The 15,552-nt window shown below is 61.7% G+C and carries 11 protein-coding genes and 7 tRNA genes; 2 read left to right on the top strand and 16 right to left on the bottom strand.

Features of this window, described 5'->3' with window-relative positions; all coding sequences use genetic code 11:
* Positions 1-5: 5 nt before the first annotated feature.
* Positions 6-1,862 carry a peptide-binding protein gene (locus P8Y64_03690; protein MEJ2059575.1) on the bottom strand — a complete coding sequence of 619 codons (1,857 nt, stop codon included), beginning with the start codon at positions 1,860-1,862 and terminating at the stop codon, positions 6-8.
* 156 nt (positions 1,863-2,018) lie between these two features.
* On the opposite strand from P8Y64_03690, the gene P8Y64_03685 reads away from it, so the two are divergent.
* Positions 2,019-2,801 (top strand): enoyl-ACP reductase, encoded by a 783-nt coding sequence (locus P8Y64_03685; protein MEJ2059574.1) that lies wholly within the window; start codon positions 2,019-2,021, stop codon positions 2,799-2,801.
* A 40-nt stretch (positions 2,802-2,841) separates the two neighbouring features.
* Here P8Y64_03685 and P8Y64_03680 read toward each other — a convergent pair whose 3' ends face one another.
* The 14 genes from P8Y64_03680 to P8Y64_03615 form a co-directional block, all read right to left on the bottom strand.
* Positions 2,842-4,110, bottom strand: coding sequence for a dicarboxylate/amino acid:cation symporter (locus P8Y64_03680; protein ID MEJ2059573.1), 1,269 nt, complete (start codon positions 4,108-4,110; stop codon positions 2,842-2,844).
* Between the two features lie 145 nt (positions 4,111-4,255).
* A complete protein-coding gene (locus P8Y64_03675; protein ID MEJ2059572.1) occupies positions 4,256-6,160 on the bottom strand; it encodes a SurA N-terminal domain-containing protein in 1,905 nt (634 codons plus the stop codon).
* Between the two features lie 123 nt (positions 6,161-6,283).
* Positions 6,284-6,360 (bottom strand) — tRNA-Asp (locus P8Y64_03670).
* Positions 6,361-6,375: 15 nt separating this feature from the next.
* Positions 6,376-6,451: transfer RNA gene (locus tag P8Y64_03665), tRNA-Val, on the bottom strand.
* Between the two features lie 16 nt (positions 6,452-6,467).
* Complete coding sequence (locus P8Y64_03660; GenBank protein MEJ2059571.1) at positions 6,468-6,740, bottom strand: HU family DNA-binding protein; 273 nt, start codon at positions 6,738-6,740, stop codon at positions 6,468-6,470.
* Positions 6,741-6,999: 259 nt separating this feature from the next.
* Positions 7,000-9,432 carry an endopeptidase La gene (lon, locus tag P8Y64_03655; protein ID MEJ2059570.1) on the bottom strand — a complete coding sequence of 811 codons (2,433 nt, stop codon included), beginning with the start codon at positions 9,430-9,432 and terminating at the stop codon, positions 7,000-7,002.
* A 131-nt stretch (positions 9,433-9,563) separates the two neighbouring features.
* Complete coding sequence (gene clpX / locus P8Y64_03650; protein ID MEJ2059569.1) at positions 9,564-10,838, bottom strand: ATP-dependent Clp protease ATP-binding subunit ClpX; 1,275 nt, start codon at positions 10,836-10,838, stop codon at positions 9,564-9,566.
* A gap of 108 nt (positions 10,839-10,946) precedes the next feature.
* Positions 10,947-11,588, bottom strand: a complete 642-nt coding sequence (clpP, locus tag P8Y64_03645; protein ID MEJ2059568.1) for an ATP-dependent Clp endopeptidase proteolytic subunit ClpP — start codon at positions 11,586-11,588, stop codon at positions 10,947-10,949.
* Positions 11,588-12,904: a trigger factor gene (gene tig, locus P8Y64_03640; GenBank protein ID MEJ2059567.1), complete on the bottom strand. Its 1,317-nt coding sequence runs from the start codon at positions 12,902-12,904 to the stop codon at positions 11,588-11,590. Before tig ends, clpP begins: the two co-directional genes overlap by 1 nt.
* 81 nt (positions 12,905-12,985) lie before the next feature.
* Positions 12,986-13,070 (bottom strand) — tRNA-Leu (locus tag P8Y64_03635).
* Between the two features lie 104 nt (positions 13,071-13,174).
* Positions 13,175-13,250, bottom strand: a tRNA-Lys gene (locus P8Y64_03630).
* A gap of 12 nt (positions 13,251-13,262) precedes the next feature.
* Positions 13,263-13,338, bottom strand: a tRNA-His gene (locus tag P8Y64_03625).
* A gap of 43 nt (positions 13,339-13,381) precedes the next feature.
* Positions 13,382-13,458: transfer RNA gene (locus P8Y64_03620), tRNA-Arg, on the bottom strand.
* Positions 13,459-13,495: 37 nt separating this feature from the next.
* Positions 13,496-13,572, bottom strand: a tRNA-Pro gene (locus P8Y64_03615).
* Positions 13,573-13,741: 169 nt separating this feature from the next.
* Between P8Y64_03615 and folD the strand changes: the two genes are divergently transcribed.
* Positions 13,742-14,596: a bifunctional methylenetetrahydrofolate dehydrogenase/methenyltetrahydrofolate cyclohydrolase FolD gene (gene folD / locus P8Y64_03610; GenBank protein ID MEJ2059566.1), complete on the top strand. Its 855-nt coding sequence runs from the start codon at positions 13,742-13,744 to the stop codon at positions 14,594-14,596.
* A 12-nt stretch (positions 14,597-14,608) separates the two neighbouring features.
* Here folD and cysS read toward each other — a convergent pair.
* The coding region (gene cysS, locus P8Y64_03605; GenBank protein ID MEJ2059565.1) for a cysteine--tRNA ligase at positions 14,609-15,552 on the bottom strand (944 nt) is incomplete at its 5' end.

The following is a 15,552-nucleotide window of genomic DNA, read 5'->3' as shown; positions in this document are numbered from 1 at the left end:
CAGGCTCAGTCCGTATATTTTTGTTCCGCACTGGGGATATAAATCTCCATCGGCACCAGTCCCAGATTCAGGCCCAGCTTGGTGACCTGCAGGTTATGGATGCGGCGGTCGACGAACACCAGGCTCTTGCGGCGCATCAGGAAGGTGTAGGGCTGGTCGTGGTACAGGATCCGTTCGCAGGCCTGCCATAACGGCATGCGCTTGGCCTCGTCCACCGTACCGCGCGCCTCGGTGATCAACCGGTCCAGCTTGGGATTGCGGTAGCCGATGAAGTTGTCGCCGCCGTTTTCGATCTGGCTGCTGTCGAACATCTGGTAGATGTCCACCTCCACCCCGCTGGTCCAGCCGAGCATGATGGCATCGAAATCGCGGTGCTTGATCTTGTCCAGCATCACCGCCCATTCGGTGGGTGCGGGCTGCATCACGATGCCGGCGCGTGCATACAGGTCCTTGAGGTAAAGCGCGATGCGGCGGGTGTCCTCGCTGCCCTGGAAAAAGGTCATCTTGAACTTGAACGGACGCCCCTTGGCGTCCTCCAGCACGCCGTCGCCGTTGCGGTCCCTGAAGCCCGCCTCGCGCAGCAGCTGCTTGGCCCTGGCCAGATCGTAGAGGCGCGGCTTGAGGGCCGGGTCGTGCTGGGGACTGCTGTCGATGAACGGGCTGACGGCCGGCTCGGCATAGCCCTGCATCAGGTGGCGGATGATCCCGGCCCGGTCGGTCAGATAGGTCATGGCCAGTCGGACACGACGGTCGGCAAACCAGGTCGGCTTGTCCTTGCGCGATTCGTTCCAGCCGATATAGCTGTAACCCGCGGTCGGACTGAGGTACTCGAAATGCCGGGTGCGCTTTGCCAGGGCCTTGTCGGCGACCAGCTGTTTGTATTCGCGGGGCCGCGCGCCGTAGACGTCGATGTCGCCGTTACGGAAGGTGGTCAGCCGGGCACTGTCGTTTTCGATGATCTTCCAGATCAAACGCCGGGGCGCCGGCTGCACGGGCCCCCAGTATCGCGGATTGCGGTCCAGCTCCACCAGCCCCACATCGGGCGTCCAGTCCTTGCCCTCCTTCAGACGGTAGGGTCCGGAACCGAACAGCAAAGCCTTGGATTGATTGAATTTTTCTGGCTGCTTCAGATAGCTTTCGTAATAGTGCTTGGCGAGGATCGGCATACCGCCGGCCAGCGCCAGGCTGTTGAAATACGGTTCCTTGAACTCGAACACCACACGGCCGGGCCCTTCCGCGTAGACCCGCTTGATCTTGTCGTAGTAGGCGCGTTCGCGCGGCGCCGCGATCGCGGGATTCATGATGAAGTGATAGGTGAAGACCACGTCTGCCGAGGTGACGGGCTTGCCGTCCGAAAAGGTGGCGTTGCGGCGCAGATCGAAGCTGATCTTCAGGCCGTCCTTGCTGACCGTCCAGTCGCGTGCCAGCAGTCCCTGCCAGGCCAGGGTGTCGGGATCACGAGTCAGCAGGGACTCAAGTATGTAGTTCTGGATCTCCGAGGCGTAGGCATCCGTGGACACGAAGGGCGTCAGGGTCTTCAGCCCCATGGCGAAGGCCTGGACGATCCAGCCGCCCTGGGCGTAGCCGGGCTGCCGGGTGGCCTGGTATGCACGCTGGAAGGCCGGGGGTACCGCCCCGGTTGCGTCGGCCGCACCCTGCCGGTCGGCCGGCGTACGGGGCATCTCGTGCACCGACTGACGCAGCCGCCGCAGATCGGCGGCCTGTTCCTGCAGGGTGGACTGGATATCCGCCAGCTTCTGCCACTGCCGGTCCACCTGATACATGGCCAGCACGACCAGCACGATGACCACGGCGAGCAAACTGAACAGCAGCAGGTCCTTGAGCGTGAAACGCGGTCCCATAGAGTCTCCCGGCACCTTTTCGGGCATTGTACTTGCGTATGCTGTACCGTGCAGCCGACCGGCGGCATGGATTGTCTCGACGGCACAGGGTGCCTATCATTGCCCTTTCCGAGACCGGGCAACCGGTCCCCGACCAGAACAAGACAGGAGTACTCAATGGGCTTTCTTTCCGGCAAACGCGCCTTGATCGTCGGTGTCGCGAGCAACCGTTCCATCGCCTACGGCATCGCCGAGGCCATGCATCGTGAAGGGGCCGAACTGGCCTTTACCTACCAGAATGAGCGTCTCAAGGAACGCGTCGAGAAGATTGCCGCGGGATTCGACTCGTCCATCACCCTGCCCTGTGACGTCTCCAGCGACGCCGAGATCGATGCGCTGTTCGAGGGTCTGGACAATTACTGGGACCACCTCGACATCCTGGTGCACTCGGTGGCCTATGCCCCCAAGGAGATGCTGGAAGGCGATTTCCTCGACAACGTGACCCGTGACGGCTTCTCCCTCGCCCACGAGATCAGCTCCTACAGCCTGACCGCCCTGGCCAAGGGCGCCCGGCAGATGATGAACGGCCGCAACGGCTCGATCCTCACCCTGAGCTATCTCGGCGCCGAACGCGCCATGCCGAACTACAACGTCATGGGTATCGCCAAGGCCAGCCTGGAGGCCAACGTACGCTATCTGGCTTACAGCCTCGGGCCGGAGGGCACGCGTGTGAACGCCATTTCGGCCGGGCCGATCAAGACGCTGGCCGCGGCCGGCATCGGGGATTTCCGCAAGATGCTGGATCACGTGCAGGAAAATGCACCGCTGCGCCGCAACGTGTCCATCCAGGAAGTCGGGAATGCCGCCGCCTTCATGTGCTCCGACCTGGCGTCGGGCATTACCGGCGAGGTGACCTACGTCGATTCCGGCTTCAACATCATCGGCATGTCAGGTTACTGAGGCCGTACGTGTCCTGCAGGGCTGCAGGGCCGTACGGTCTTCAGCCCTGCAGGACCGACTTCTCGCCCTCGGTGCGCGCGATAATCACCGCACCGCACGAATCGCTGAACACGTTCACGCTGGTCCGGCACATATCCAGGATCCGGTCCACCGCCAAGATCAGCCCCACAGCCTCCGCCGGCAGGCCGACGCTGGACAGGATGATCGTGATCGCCACCAGACTCGCGGCCGGAATGCCGGCCACGCCGATCGAGGTCATCAGCGCCAGCACGATGACGGTGAACTGCTCGACAAATCCCAGGTGCAGGCCATAGGCCTGGGCCAGGAACAGCGCGGCCACACATTCGTATAGGGCCGTGCCGTCCATGTTGACGGTCGCTCCCAGGGGCAGAACAAAACTGGTCGTCCGGTTGGAAACGCCGGCGTTCTTCTCCACGCACTCCATGGTGACCGGCAGGGTGGCGGAAGAGGAACTGGTGGAAAATGCCGTCAGCAGGGCCGGCAGCATAGCGCGATAATGCCGCAGCGGATTGACCCGCCCCACCAGCCGCAGCAGGAGCGGCAGCACCACCAGAAAGTGCACGGCCAGCGCGAGCAGCACCGTCAGGAAAAACACCGCAAGCGGCCTGAAGGCATCCAGGCCGGATTCCAGAATGACCTTGCCGACCAGCGCGAACACGCCCACGGGCGCGAAGCGCATGACCAGATCGGTCATCATCATCATGATGTCGAGCATGCCCTGCCAGAAACTGGCCTGCGTGCCGCGCTGCGGTTCGTTCAGGCGGGTGATGAAATAACCCACCAGCAGACTGAAGACGATCAGGCCCAGCATCTGCCCCTCGGCGGCCGCAGCCACGATGTTGACGGGGATCATGCGCAGAAAGACCTCGAGCACGTCATGCATGCCATGCCCTGCGACCTGCTGGGTGATCGCCTGGGTGCCCGCATGCAATCCCAGGATCGCTTTCGCCGGCTGACCGTCCACCACGCCCGGCTGGATCAAATTGACGAACAGCACGCCGATCAGGATCGCAAGCAGGGAAGTGAACACGTAGTAGGAAAGCGTCTTGAGGCCGAGCCGACCGACCCCGTGCTCCGTCGCGACTCCACTCATGCCCATGATGATCGAGGAGACCACCAGCGGGACAATCAGCATCTTGAGGGCGTTCAGAAAAAGCGTGCCGAAAAAGGCCAGCACCGCATGCAGCTTGACGCCCAGCACCGTCGTCTCGGGCCCGGCGGCGAGCCCCACCAGCACGGCCAGGCCCAGGGCGATGAGAATCTGCCAGTGAAGCTGAAGCCTGAACATCTTAGACAAGGCTGAACAATTTCATCGGGAAATTATCGGCATGCGAGAAGGCAGGTACAAGCGCGGGCGCGACTTTGATTCCCCGCGCAGCAGGCATTCGACCGGCATACCCTGCACCGCGAAGGCCCGAATCAACCAGCCCTCGCTACAGATTCTTCTTGTAGACCTTGATCTTGGCCTGGCCCTCGAGTGCACGATACAGGGCATCGAACTCGAGATTGCCGTAAGTGACGCCGTTCAGACGCTCGGCGCCCTGCATCTCGTCGGGTTTAAAGCTGCCGACCTTGACGTCACGCAGTTCAAGCAGCGCATAACCACCGTCGGGAAGCGCCACACCGCCGTAGACGGTCTGGCCCTTGGCCGGATGCGGCAGGCTGAAGGCCGTATTCAATACGGATTGCGGAATACCCTGTTTGGTGCGCACCACGTCGTGCACGGCCTGCACCCGGGCCTGATAGGTCGCGGCGACACGCTGCAGGGATTTCTTGCCCGCAAGCAGCGTCTGCAGTGACTGCTTGCCTGCGTCCCGGGCCTTGGTCTGCATGGTCTGCGTTTCGAGCTGCTGCCTGATTTGATCACGCACCTCGTCGAGCTTGAGCTGACGCGGCGCCTGCTTGTCCTTGATGCGAACCACCGCGACCGCCCCGCCCTGCAGGTCGATCAGGTCGCTGTTGTAGTTCTGCTTGAAAACATCGTCGCTGAATGCCGCCTTGCGCACCTTCGGATTGGCGCCGATGCCCGCGCCTTCCTTGCGTGTGATCCAGCCGCTGTACTTGACCTCTCCACCCACGGCATCCGCGGCAGCTTGCAGGCTGTTCGGATTCTCGTAGCTGACGTTCTGCAGTTTTTCGACCAGATCGTTGAAGCGGCTCATCCCATGCTGCTTGCGGTAGGCCTGCTCCACGGCCTGCTTCGCCTGATCGAAGCTGCGCACCTGACCCGGCTTGATACCCGTCAGCTTGATGATTACCACCCCCTGGCGGGTGCGTACCGGCTGGCTGACCTGCCCCTTGGCAAGCGAGAACAGGACCTGCTCGAAGGCGGGAGACATATCGCCTTTGGCGATATAGCCCAGATCGCCGCCGTGCTTCTTGCTGTAACTGTCGTTGGAGTATTTCTCCGCAAGCTTGGCGAAATCCGCCCCGCCATTGAGCTTGGTTTCGATCTCGTGTGCCAGTTTTTCGACGGAGGCGACACGAGCGGCATCGGCATTCTGGGGCAGGTTCAGCAGAATCTGGCTGGCGCGTCGCTGTTCGGCTGTCTGGAACTGGGAGGCATGGGCGTGATAGTACTTTTTGAGTTCCGCTTCAGTCGGCTTAACGGCCTGTTCAAGCGCCTTGGGATCCAGTTCGACATAGTCGAGGCGGACCCGTTCGGGACTCATGAAGTCGCTCTTGTGCGCGGTGTAATAGTCGCCGATGGTCTTGGCGTCGGGCACCGAGCTCTTTTTGAACGCGGCCGGCTGGATCAGCACATAGTCGAAATCACGCGTCTGATGCTGCAGCCGCAGAAAATCCTCGGCATTCGAGGGCGGCACGAACCCCGTGCGGATCAGGCCATTCTGCATCTGTTCTACACGCATTTCCTGACGGATCTGCCCCTCGAACTTGGATTTGCTGAGGCGTTGCGATGCGAGTATCTGTTCATAGCGCTGGACGCTGAACTGACCGTTGACCTGAAATACCTGGAAGGACTTGATGCGCTGGAACAATTGCTGGTTGGTGATCCGGTAACCGGCATCTGCGACGACCTGGTCGAGCAGAGTCTGGCGAATCAGGCCCTGGAGGGTGGATTGCTTCAGGGTGTCGGTGTTGAGCATGCCGGCCGGGATCGTGCCGCCGAGCAGGTTGCGCAAACGGTCTTCCTGCTGACGATAGGCGTTCATGAATGCCTGGGTGCTGATTTCGGTACCGTTTACCTCGACCGCGACGCGCTTGCCGCCGTTACCGAAATAGCGTTCGATGCCCCACAGCGCGAAGGGGATCGTGATCAGGATGATGATGGCGTAGGCAATCCAGCCCTTGGCTCGATCGTGAATGGTTTGCAGCATGCTTGGCGCCTGATGTTTCCGAAGGGTACGAATGATAACCCGATCATTCGCTGAATCCGATAACTGCAGCAGTTCAGATAGCAAAAAGGGGCGCCATCGGGCACCCCTTTCGCTTACTTCATATGGCGGAGTGGACGGGACTCGAACCCGCGACCCCCGGCGTGACAGGCCGGTATTCTAACCAGCTGAACTACCACTCCTAATCTCTTACCGACTGGTGGGTGCTGAGGGAGTCGAACCCCCGACATTCGCCTTGTAAGGGCGACGCTCTACCAACTGAGCTAAGCACCCTCCCTCAGAAGGCGCGCTAGTTTACGGCATCCTTCAGGGCTTTACCAGCCTTAAATGAAGGAACATTGGAAGCGGCAATCTGAATAGTTTCACCGGTGCGCGGATTGCGGCCGCTGCGCGCATCACGACGGCGCACCTGGAAGGTGCCAAAACCAACGATCGTCACCTGATCGCCGGACTTGAGGGTGTTGCTGACAACCTCGACGAGGGCATCTACAGCCCTGCCGGCATCAGCCTTGGAAAGATTGGCATTACCAGCCACAGCATCGATCAGTTCGGCTTTATTCATTCGATGATTCCTTTACGCTTTGCAGGTTGATCGGGTCCTGACTGCAACGAGAGCAAGTCGGCCTACTGGCTCGTTCGGGCTACATAGCCCTCCCCCATCAGTATGTAGGCTTTTGGCGGCAGACGGACAAAGTGGGTAATCCCTGTTGTACCTGTGAGGCAATCTCAGGGTTCACGTTTTATACCAAGCGCCTCAGAAGGCTGTCAACAAAACAGCCGGGATGAAATTCACCCCGGCTGCAGGCATATATAAGCACTGATTAATGCGGTCTCAGCGTGCTTTTCTTGCTTTCTTTAGCAGACTTCTTGCGGACCTCGGGGACTTTCTCTTCGTCCAGCGGCGTCGGCATATGCTGCAGGGCTATCTCCAGCACCTCGTCGATCCACCGTACCGGATGGATGTCGAGTTTCGACTTGATGTTCTTGGGGATTTCGACCAGGTCCTTTTCGTTCTCTTCCGGAATCAGCACCGTGGTAATGCCGCCACGATGAGCCGCCAGAAGCTTTTCCTTCAGACCGCCGATAGGCAGCACCTCGCCACGCAGGGTGATCTCGCCCGTCATGGCCACATCCGCCCGCACCGGTATACCGGTGATGGCCGACACCAGCGCGGTGCACATGCCGATACCCGCACTCGGTCCGTCCTTGGGCGTGGCGCCTTCCGGGACGTGAATATGGATGTCGTGCTTTTCGAAGAAATCGGGCTGAATACCGAGGACATTCGCGCGCGAGCGAACCACGGTACGTGCCGCCTCGATGGACTCCTTCATCACGTCGCCCAGCTGACCGGTGCGGATGATGTTGCCCTTGCCGGGCATGATCGTCGACTCGAGCGTCAGTAGTTCGCCGCCCACCTCGGTCCACGCCAGACCGGTAACCTGGCCGACCTGATCCTTTTCTTCGGCACGCCCGTAACGGAAACGGCGCACGCCCAGGTATTTGTCGAGATTGCGCGGCATGATCGCGGTCTTGCCCTTCTTCTCGTCGAGCAGGTGCTCCTTGACGACCTTGCGGCAGATCTTGGAGATCTCGCGTTCCAGGTTACGCACACCCGCTTCGCGGGTGTAGTAGCGGATCACGTCGCGCACCGCCGCCTCGGAGAGGCTCACCTCCTCGGGCGAAAGACCGTTGTTCTTCATCTGCTTGGGAATCAGATAACGGATCGCGATGTTGAGTTTTTCATCCTCGGTGTAACCGGACAGCCGGATCACCTCCATGCGGTCCAGCAAAGGCGCCGGGATGTTCATGCTGTTCGCCGTGGTCACAAACATCACATCCGACAGGTCGAAATCGACCTCCAGATAGTGATCGTTGAAGGCGTTGTTCTGCTCGGGGTCCAGCACCTCCAGCAGCGCCGAGGCCGGGTCGCCACGGAAATCCATCGCCATCTTGTCGATCTCGTCGAGCAAAAACAGCGGGTTACGCACACCGACCTTGGACAGGTTCTGAACCAGCTTGCCCGGCAATGAACCGATATAGGTACGCCGGTGGCCGCGGATTTCCGCCTCGTCGCGCACGCCGCCCAGCGACATGCGGGTGAACTTGCGGTTTGTGGCACGGGCGATGGAACGGCCGAGCGAGGTCTTGCCCACCCCCGGCGGCCCAACCAGGCACAGAATCGGCCCTTTGAGTTTTTTGACGCGCTGCTGAACGGCCAGATACTCCAGAATGCGTTCCTTGACCTTTTCCAGGCCGTAGTGGTCCTCGTCGAGAACACGCTGCGCCTCGCTCAGGTCGTGACGCACCTTGGTCTTTTTCTTCCACGGCACGCTGACCAGCCAGTCGATGTAGTTGCGCACCACGGTGGCCTCGGCTGACATCGGGGACATCATCTTCAGCTTGTTGAGCTCGCTGGTGGCCTTGGCCTTGACGTCCTTGGGCATGCCGGCCTTCTCGATCTTGTTCTCGAGTTCCTCGATCTCGTTCGGCGCTTCTTCCATGTCACCCAGTTCCTTCTGGATGGCTTTCATCTGTTCGTTGAGGTAGTACTCGCGCTGGCTCTTTTCCATCTGCTGCTTGACGCGGCCGCGAATGCGCTTTTCGATCTGCAACAGATCGATCTCGCCCTCGATCAGCGACATCAGGTGTTCCAGCCTGGCACGTACGTCCTCGATCTCGAGGATATGCTGCTTTTCCTCGAGCTTGAGAGACATGTGAGCGGCGATGGTATCCGCGAGACGGGCGGGATCGTCGATCCCCGCCAGCGAGGTGAGAATCTCGGGCGGCACCTTCTTGTTGAGCTTCACATACTGGTCGAACAGGCCCATGACCGAACGGCCCAGCACCTCGATTTCGCGCGAATCGGCGGACTCGGCGGCCTTGAGCACCTCGATTTCGGCCACGAAGTGCTCGTCCTGCTCGGTGAGCTTCTCCAGACGGGCACGGTCGGTGCCCTCGACCAGCACCTTGATGGTGCCGTCAGGCAGTTTCAGAAGCTGGAGAATGGTGGACAGGGTACCGATCTGATGGAGATCGCCGGCCTCGGGCTCGTCGACCTCGGCGCTGCGCTGCGCCACCAGCAGAATCTGCTTGTTGCTGGCCATGGCCGCATCCAGGGCCTTGATCGACTTCTCCCGCCCCACGAACAGCGGGATCACCATGTGGGGATAAACCACCACATCGCGCAGGGGCAGCACCGGTACGTTGTGCACGTCTTGTTCGTGTTCGCGGTCGATGTTCTGCTCTTCGGACATGAAATATCACCAGATTGAGGGAAGGATTCGCCCGGTCTCGGCCCGGGCGAATGGGACATTGGTGTTGTAATGGGGATGCCGGTCCCTGACTTCAAGGGAAGGCATAGACAGAAACCGGGCTGGAGGCCGGACTAGCTTTCGGCCGAGGCCTGGGAACGATCCTTGCCCTCATAGATCAGGTACGGCTTGGCATCGCCATTAATCACCGCCTCGTCGACCACGACCTTGCCCACTTCCTCCTGGGAAGGCAGGTCGTACATCGTATCCAACAATACCTGCTCCATGATGGTACGCAGTCCGCGCGCGCCGGTCTTGCGCTCCATCGCCTTGCGGGCGATGGCGTACAGGGCATCTTCGCGGAATTCCAGTTCCACGCCTTCCATCTCGAACAGCTTGCCGTACTGCTTGGTCAGCGCATTCTTGGGTTCGGTCAGGATCTGCACCAGCGCCTGTTCGTCCAGTTCCTCCAGCGTGGCGAGGACCGGCAGGCGGCCGACGAACTCCGGAATCAACCCGTAGTGGATAAGATCTTCGGGTTCGACCCCGACCAGCACCTCGCTGAGGTTGCGGGTATCCTCGCTCTTCACGTCGGCCGAGAAACCGATGCCGGTCTTCTCGGTGCGGTCGCGAATCACCTTCTCCAGGCCGGAGAAGGCGCCGCCGCAGATAAACAGGATGTTGCGCGTATCGACCTGCAGGAACTCCTGCTGCGGATGCTTACGGCCGCCCTGGGGCGGCACCGAGGCCACGGTGCCCTCGATGAGCTTCAGCAGGGCCTGCTGGACCCCTTCGCCGGACACGTCCCGGGTGATGGAGGGGTTGTCGGACTTCCGGGAGATCTTGTCGATCTCGTCGATATAGACGATGCCGGTCTGCGCACGTTCGACGTCGTAGTCACACTTCTGCAACAACTTCTGGATAATGTTCTCGACATCCTCGCCGACGTAGCCCGCCTCGGTGAGGGTGGTGGCGTCGGCAATGGTGAAGGGAACGTTCAGCAGCCGGGCCAGGGTCTCGGCCAGCAGGGTCTTGCCCGAGCCGGTGGGGCCGATCAGGAGGATGTTGCTCTTGGCGAGCTCGACCTCTTCCTTGCCCGCACGCGTCTCCAGACGCTTGTAGTGGTTGTAGACCGCGACGGAAAGCACCTTCTTGGCACGATTCTGGCCAATGACGTACTCGTCGAGGATGTTGTTGATCTCATGGGGGGTGGGCAGCTTGTTGCCGACGGCAGCAGACTGCTCCTGCATCTCCTCGCGGATGATGTCATTACAGAGTTCGACACATTCGTCGCAGATGAAAACGGAAGGACCGGCAATCAGCTTGCGCACCTCATGCTGGCTCTTGCCGCAGAAAGAGCAGTAGAGCAACTTACCGTTGTCGTGCCCGTCTTGCTTGTCGTCGCTCATTGCTATACCTCGACCATCCTTTGCTACAACATGCCCTGATTACCGCCGCGATGCAAGCCGAGGGAAACTAGGGACATCGCAGGGCCGTTCCCTCGGCTGCGGCGGGCGTCAGACGGGCTCGTTGCCGCGCTTGTTGAGCACCTTGTCGATCAGGCCGTATTCCACCGCCTCCGAGCCGTTCATGAAGCGGTCGCGCTCGGTATCCAGCTGGATCTGGTCCACGTCCTGGCCGGTGTGGTTGGCGAGTATCCGGTTCAGCTCCTCGCGTGTCTTGAGGATCTCGCGGGCATGGATGTCGATATCGGTCGCCTGCCCCTGGAAGCCGCTTGAGGGCTGGTGGATCATCACCCGCGAATGCGGCAGGGCGTAACGCTTGCCCTTTTCCCCGCCCGCCAGGAGCACCGCGCCCATGCTCGCCGCCATGCCGATGCACAGCGTGCTCACGTGGGGCTTGATGAACTGCATGGTGTCGTAGATCGCCATGCCCGCGGTCACCGAACCGCCGGGAGAATTGATGTACAGGTGAATATCCTTGTCGGGATTCTCCGATTCGAGGAACAGCAGCTGAGCCACAATCACATTGGCCATGTAGTCCTCGACCGGACCCACCGCGAAGATCACGCGCTCCTTGAGCAGGCGTGAATAGATATCGTAGGCCCGTTCGCCGCGCGCCGTCTGCTCGACGACCATCGGCACGAGATTCAGGGCGCGCGTGTCCTGCGCCCCGTTTCTTGAATCTGATCCGTTCATCACTCGCTTGCCTCGCTTTCAGCACCCTGGCTGGGATTCATCATTTCGTCGAAGGCGACCGGCTCATCGACCGTCTTGGCCTGCTCCAGAACCCAATCGACCACCTGATCCTCGATCACCATCGCTTCGACACTGGCCATGGCCTGTGGCTGGCTGCGGTAGTACTGGATCACCTGTTGTGGATCTTCGTAGCTGGCGGCGAGACGCGCAAGCGTTTCCTCGACCCGCTGGGGATCCACCTTCAGATCCTGCTGGCGCACCAGCTCACCGATAATCAGACCCAGAGTAACCCGCCGCTTGGCCTGGTCGGCGAACAGCTCGTCCGGCAGCTGGACATCGTGGCTCAGCCCGTAGGAATGGATGGCCTCGTGGCGCAGGCGGTCCGTCTCCTCTTTGATGAGGGCGTTGGGCACTTCGATTTCATTGGCCCCGGCCAGCGCATCCATGACCTGGGTCTTCACGCGCTGCTGAATGCGCTCGTCCAACTCGCGCTGCATGTTCTTGAGAACGTCGGCGCGCAGGGACTCGAGCTTGCCGTCCTCGACCCCGAAGGACTTGACGAATTCCTCGTCGATCTCGGGCAGGCGACGTTCGGAGACGCTCTTGACCTTGATCGCGAACTGGACGGTCTGTCCCTTGAGCTGCTCGGCCTGATAGTCGTCGGGGAAGGTGACGTCGATGGTCTTTTCATCATCCGCCTTGAGACCATCCAGCTGGCGCTCGAAATCAGGGATCATGCGACCGGCGCCCAGTTCGACCGGCACGTCCTCGCCCTTGCCGCCCTCGAAGGGCTCGCCGTTCTGGCTGCCCTCGAAATCGATGGTGATGGAGTCGCCCTGCCCCGCGGCGCGCTCCACCGGCTCCCAGGTACTGCGCTGGCTGCGCAGGTTCTCGATCATCTTGTCGATGTCCGCCTCGCCGATCTCAACCTTGGGGCGCTTGATCTCCAAACCATCCACGGGGGACAGTGCGATCTCCGGGTAAACCTCGAAGGTCGCGGTGTACTGCAGGCCCTTGCCGGGACCGCTCACCTGGGTCTCGATCGCCGGGCTGCCGGCGGGACGCAGTTTTTCCTGGACCACGGCCTCCTGGAAGGTGCGTTGCATGAGATCGCCCACGACCTCCTGGTACATGCCTTCCTCATAGCGCTGCTTGACGACCTTGAAAGGCACCTTGCCGGGGCGGAAACCATCCAGGCGCACACGGCCGGCGAGCGACTTGAGCCGCTTTTCAACCTCCTGATCGATGCGATCGGAAGGCACCTCCACGGTCATCTTGCGTTCAAGGCTGCCCGTGGACTCGACGGAAACTTGCATGGAGTTGTCACCTCTATCAGACATAATTCATCTATCGCATTCGGGGAGACGGTGCACTGCCGCCTCCGGTCATTCGTGCGGTGGTGCGAAAGGAGAGACTCGAACTCTCACGGGATACCCCACTGGAACCTAAATCCAGCGCGTCTACCAGTTCCGCCACTTTCGCGCCAATTTGCCACAGTATACCTGCTATACCGCCCGCTCGGGAACGAACGGAAGCTAAGCGGTTGAAAACAAAAAGGCCTGGCGTCAAGCCAGGCCTTGGAAAAATGGTGGGCCGTGAAGGACTCGAACCTTCAACCAATGGATTAAGAGTCCACTGCTCTACCAATTGAGCTAACGGCCCCTAGACGGGAAGTGGGGTGGGCGATGGGACTCGAACCCACGACGACTGGAATCACAATCCAGGGCTCTACCAACTGAGCTACGCCCACCACTATTGCGTCGCAACATCCACCGGCCGAACGCCGGATTATATGGCGCGCCCGGTAGGATTCGAACCTACTACCCTCGGCTTAGAAGGCCGATGCTCTATCCGCATGAGCTACGGGCGCGGTTCACTGGGTGCGCCATGGGCTCGTCCGCATGGAGTGGTCGGGGTAGAGGGATTCGAACCCCCGACATCCTGCTCCCAAAGCAGGCGCGCTACCAGACTGCGCTATACCCCGGCATCATGCACACCGGGCCGACGTCCGGCAGGCGACGGCGCGCATACTACCGCCCACTTTCTGACGCGTCAATTGTGAAATCATACCCGAATCCCTCCCCGCTTGTCCCACCCTTGTGGCACATGCGAAAATTCGCTGCCTCGACAGCCAGCCACCTGACGGACCCCTCATGCCCGCCACCCTGATCGACGGCAAGTCCATTGCCGCAGGCATCCGCAGCGAAATCAAATCCGAGGTGGACGAACGCCTGGCACGCGGCCACCGTGCGCCCGGCCTGGCCGTAATCCTGGTCGGCGACGACCCCGCCTCGGAGGTCTACGTGCGCAACAAGCGCACCGCCTGCGAGGAGATCGGCATCCTGTCCAAGGCCCATGATCTGCTGGCGGAAACGTCCCAGCAGACCCTGCTGGCGCTGATCGACGAGCTGAACGACGATCCCACCATCGACGGCATCCTGGTTCAGCTGCCCCTGCCCGCCCACATCGACACCGAGACGGTCATCGAGCGCATCCGGCCGGACAAGGACGTGGACGGCTTTCATCCCTACAACATCGGCCGTCTGGCCGTGCGCATGCCCACCCTGCGCTCCTGTACGCCGTTCGGCGTCATGCGCCTGCTGGACAGCATCGGCGAAACCTACAAGGGACGCCACGCCGTGGTGGTGGGCGCTTCCAACCATGTGGGACGGCCCATGGCGCTGGAGCTGCTGATGGCCGGCGCCACCGTCACCACCTGTCACCGCTTCACGGCCGACAGCGCCTACCACACCCGCCAGGCCGACATCGTCGTGGCCGCCGCCGGCAAGCCCGGTCTGGTCAAAGGCGACTGGATCAGGGAGGGCGCCACGGTGATCGACATCGGGATGCACCGCACCGCGGAAGGCAAGCTCTGCGGCGACGTGGAATTCGCCGCGGCGGCCGAACGCGCCGCCTACATCACCCCGGTGCCGGGCGGCGTCGGCCCCATGACCGTGGCCATGCTCATGAAGAACACCCTGCTGGCCTGCGCCCGCCACGAAGACTGAGGCGCCGCCTGACTATCCCCGGCGCCAGGTCGTCCCACCGGCGCCGTCCTCCAGCAGAATCCCCTGCGCCGCCAGCTGGTCGCGAATCCGGTCCGCCTCCGCCCAGTCCTTTTCGGCACGGGCCCGGTTGCGAGCCTCGATCTGCGCCTGCACGGCCGCTTCATCGACGTCGGCCTCCCCCGCTCCCTGCAGATAGGCCTCCGGATCGTCCTCCAGCAGGCCGAGCAGGCCGCCCAGACGGCGCAGCTCGGCGCCCAGCGGGGCGGCGGCCTCCAGGCCCTGATCCTCGCGCAGTCGGTTGATCTCCCGCGCCAGGTCGAACAGCACGGCGACGGCCTCCGGCGTATTGAAGTCATCACTCATGGCCGCCGTGAAGCGCGTCTCGTATTCGCCGCCCCCGGCGGGCTCGGCGTCGGGCAGGCCGCGCAGGCTGGTGTACAACCGGGTCAGGGCATACCGCGCGGCATCCAGCTGCTCGTCGCCGTAGTTCAGCGGGCTGCGGTAATGACTGCCGAGGATGAAAAAGCGCACCTCCTCGGGCCGGTAGCGGGCCAGCACCTCGCGCACGGTGAAGAAGTTGCCCAGCGACTTGGACATCTTCTCCTCGTTGATGCGCACGAACCCGTTATGCATCCAGTAGTTGACGAAATGCTCGCAGGTTGCCGCCTCGCTCTGGGCGATCTCGTTTTCGTGGTGAGGGAACTGCAGGTCCTGGCCGCCGCCGTGCAGGTCGAAATGGTTGCCCAGGTAACGCGTGGACATGGCCGAGCACTCGATGTGCCAGCCCGGGCGCCCCTCGCCCCAGGGCGAGGGCCAGTGCGGCTCGTCCGGCTTAGCCGCTTTCCAGAGCACGAAATCCAGGGGATCTCGCTTGGCCTCGCCGATCTCGACCCGGGCGCCGGCGCGCAGCTCATCCAGTTTCTTGCCTGACAGCCGGCCGTAGTCCGCAAAGCTGC

The organism is Gammaproteobacteria bacterium, from assembly GCA_037388465.1.
Taxonomy (GTDB): Bacteria; Pseudomonadota; Gammaproteobacteria; order SpSt-1174; family SpSt-1174; genus JARRKE01.
The sequence above is the reverse complement of the archived record's forward strand: the minus strand, read 5'-3'. Positions and strand labels throughout refer to the sequence as shown.

Coding starts and splice junctions, on each gene's coding strand:
- P8Y64_03690 (MEJ2059575.1), bottom strand. CDS start 1,862: ATGGGACCGCGTTTCACGCTCAAGGACCTGCTGCTGTTCAGTTTGCTC.
- P8Y64_03660 (MEJ2059571.1), bottom strand. CDS start 6,740: ATGAATAAAGCCGAACTGATCGATGCTGTGGCTGGTAATGCCAATCTT.
- folD (MEJ2059566.1), top strand. CDS start 13,742: ATGCCCGCCACCCTGATCGACGGCAAGTCCATTGCCGCAGGCATCCGC.
- clpP (MEJ2059568.1), bottom strand. CDS start 11,588: ATGAACGGATCAGATTCAAGAAACGGGGCGCAGGACACGCGCGCCCTG.
- lon (MEJ2059570.1), bottom strand. CDS start 9,432: ATGTCCGAAGAGCAGAACATCGACCGCGAACACGAACAAGACGTGCAC.
- tig (MEJ2059567.1), bottom strand. CDS start 12,904: ATGCAAGTTTCCGTCGAGTCCACGGGCAGCCTTGAACGCAAGATGACC.
- P8Y64_03675 (MEJ2059572.1), bottom strand. CDS start 6,160: ATGCTGCAAACCATTCACGATCGAGCCAAGGGCTGGATTGCCTACGCC.
- clpX (MEJ2059569.1), bottom strand. CDS start 10,838: ATGAGCGACGACAAGCAAGACGGGCACGACAACGGTAAGTTGCTCTAC.
- P8Y64_03680 (MEJ2059573.1), bottom strand. CDS start 4,110: ATGTTCAGGCTTCAGCTTCACTGGCAGATTCTCATCGCCCTGGGCCTG.
- P8Y64_03685 (MEJ2059574.1), top strand. CDS start 2,019: ATGGGCTTTCTTTCCGGCAAACGCGCCTTGATCGTCGGTGTCGCGAGC.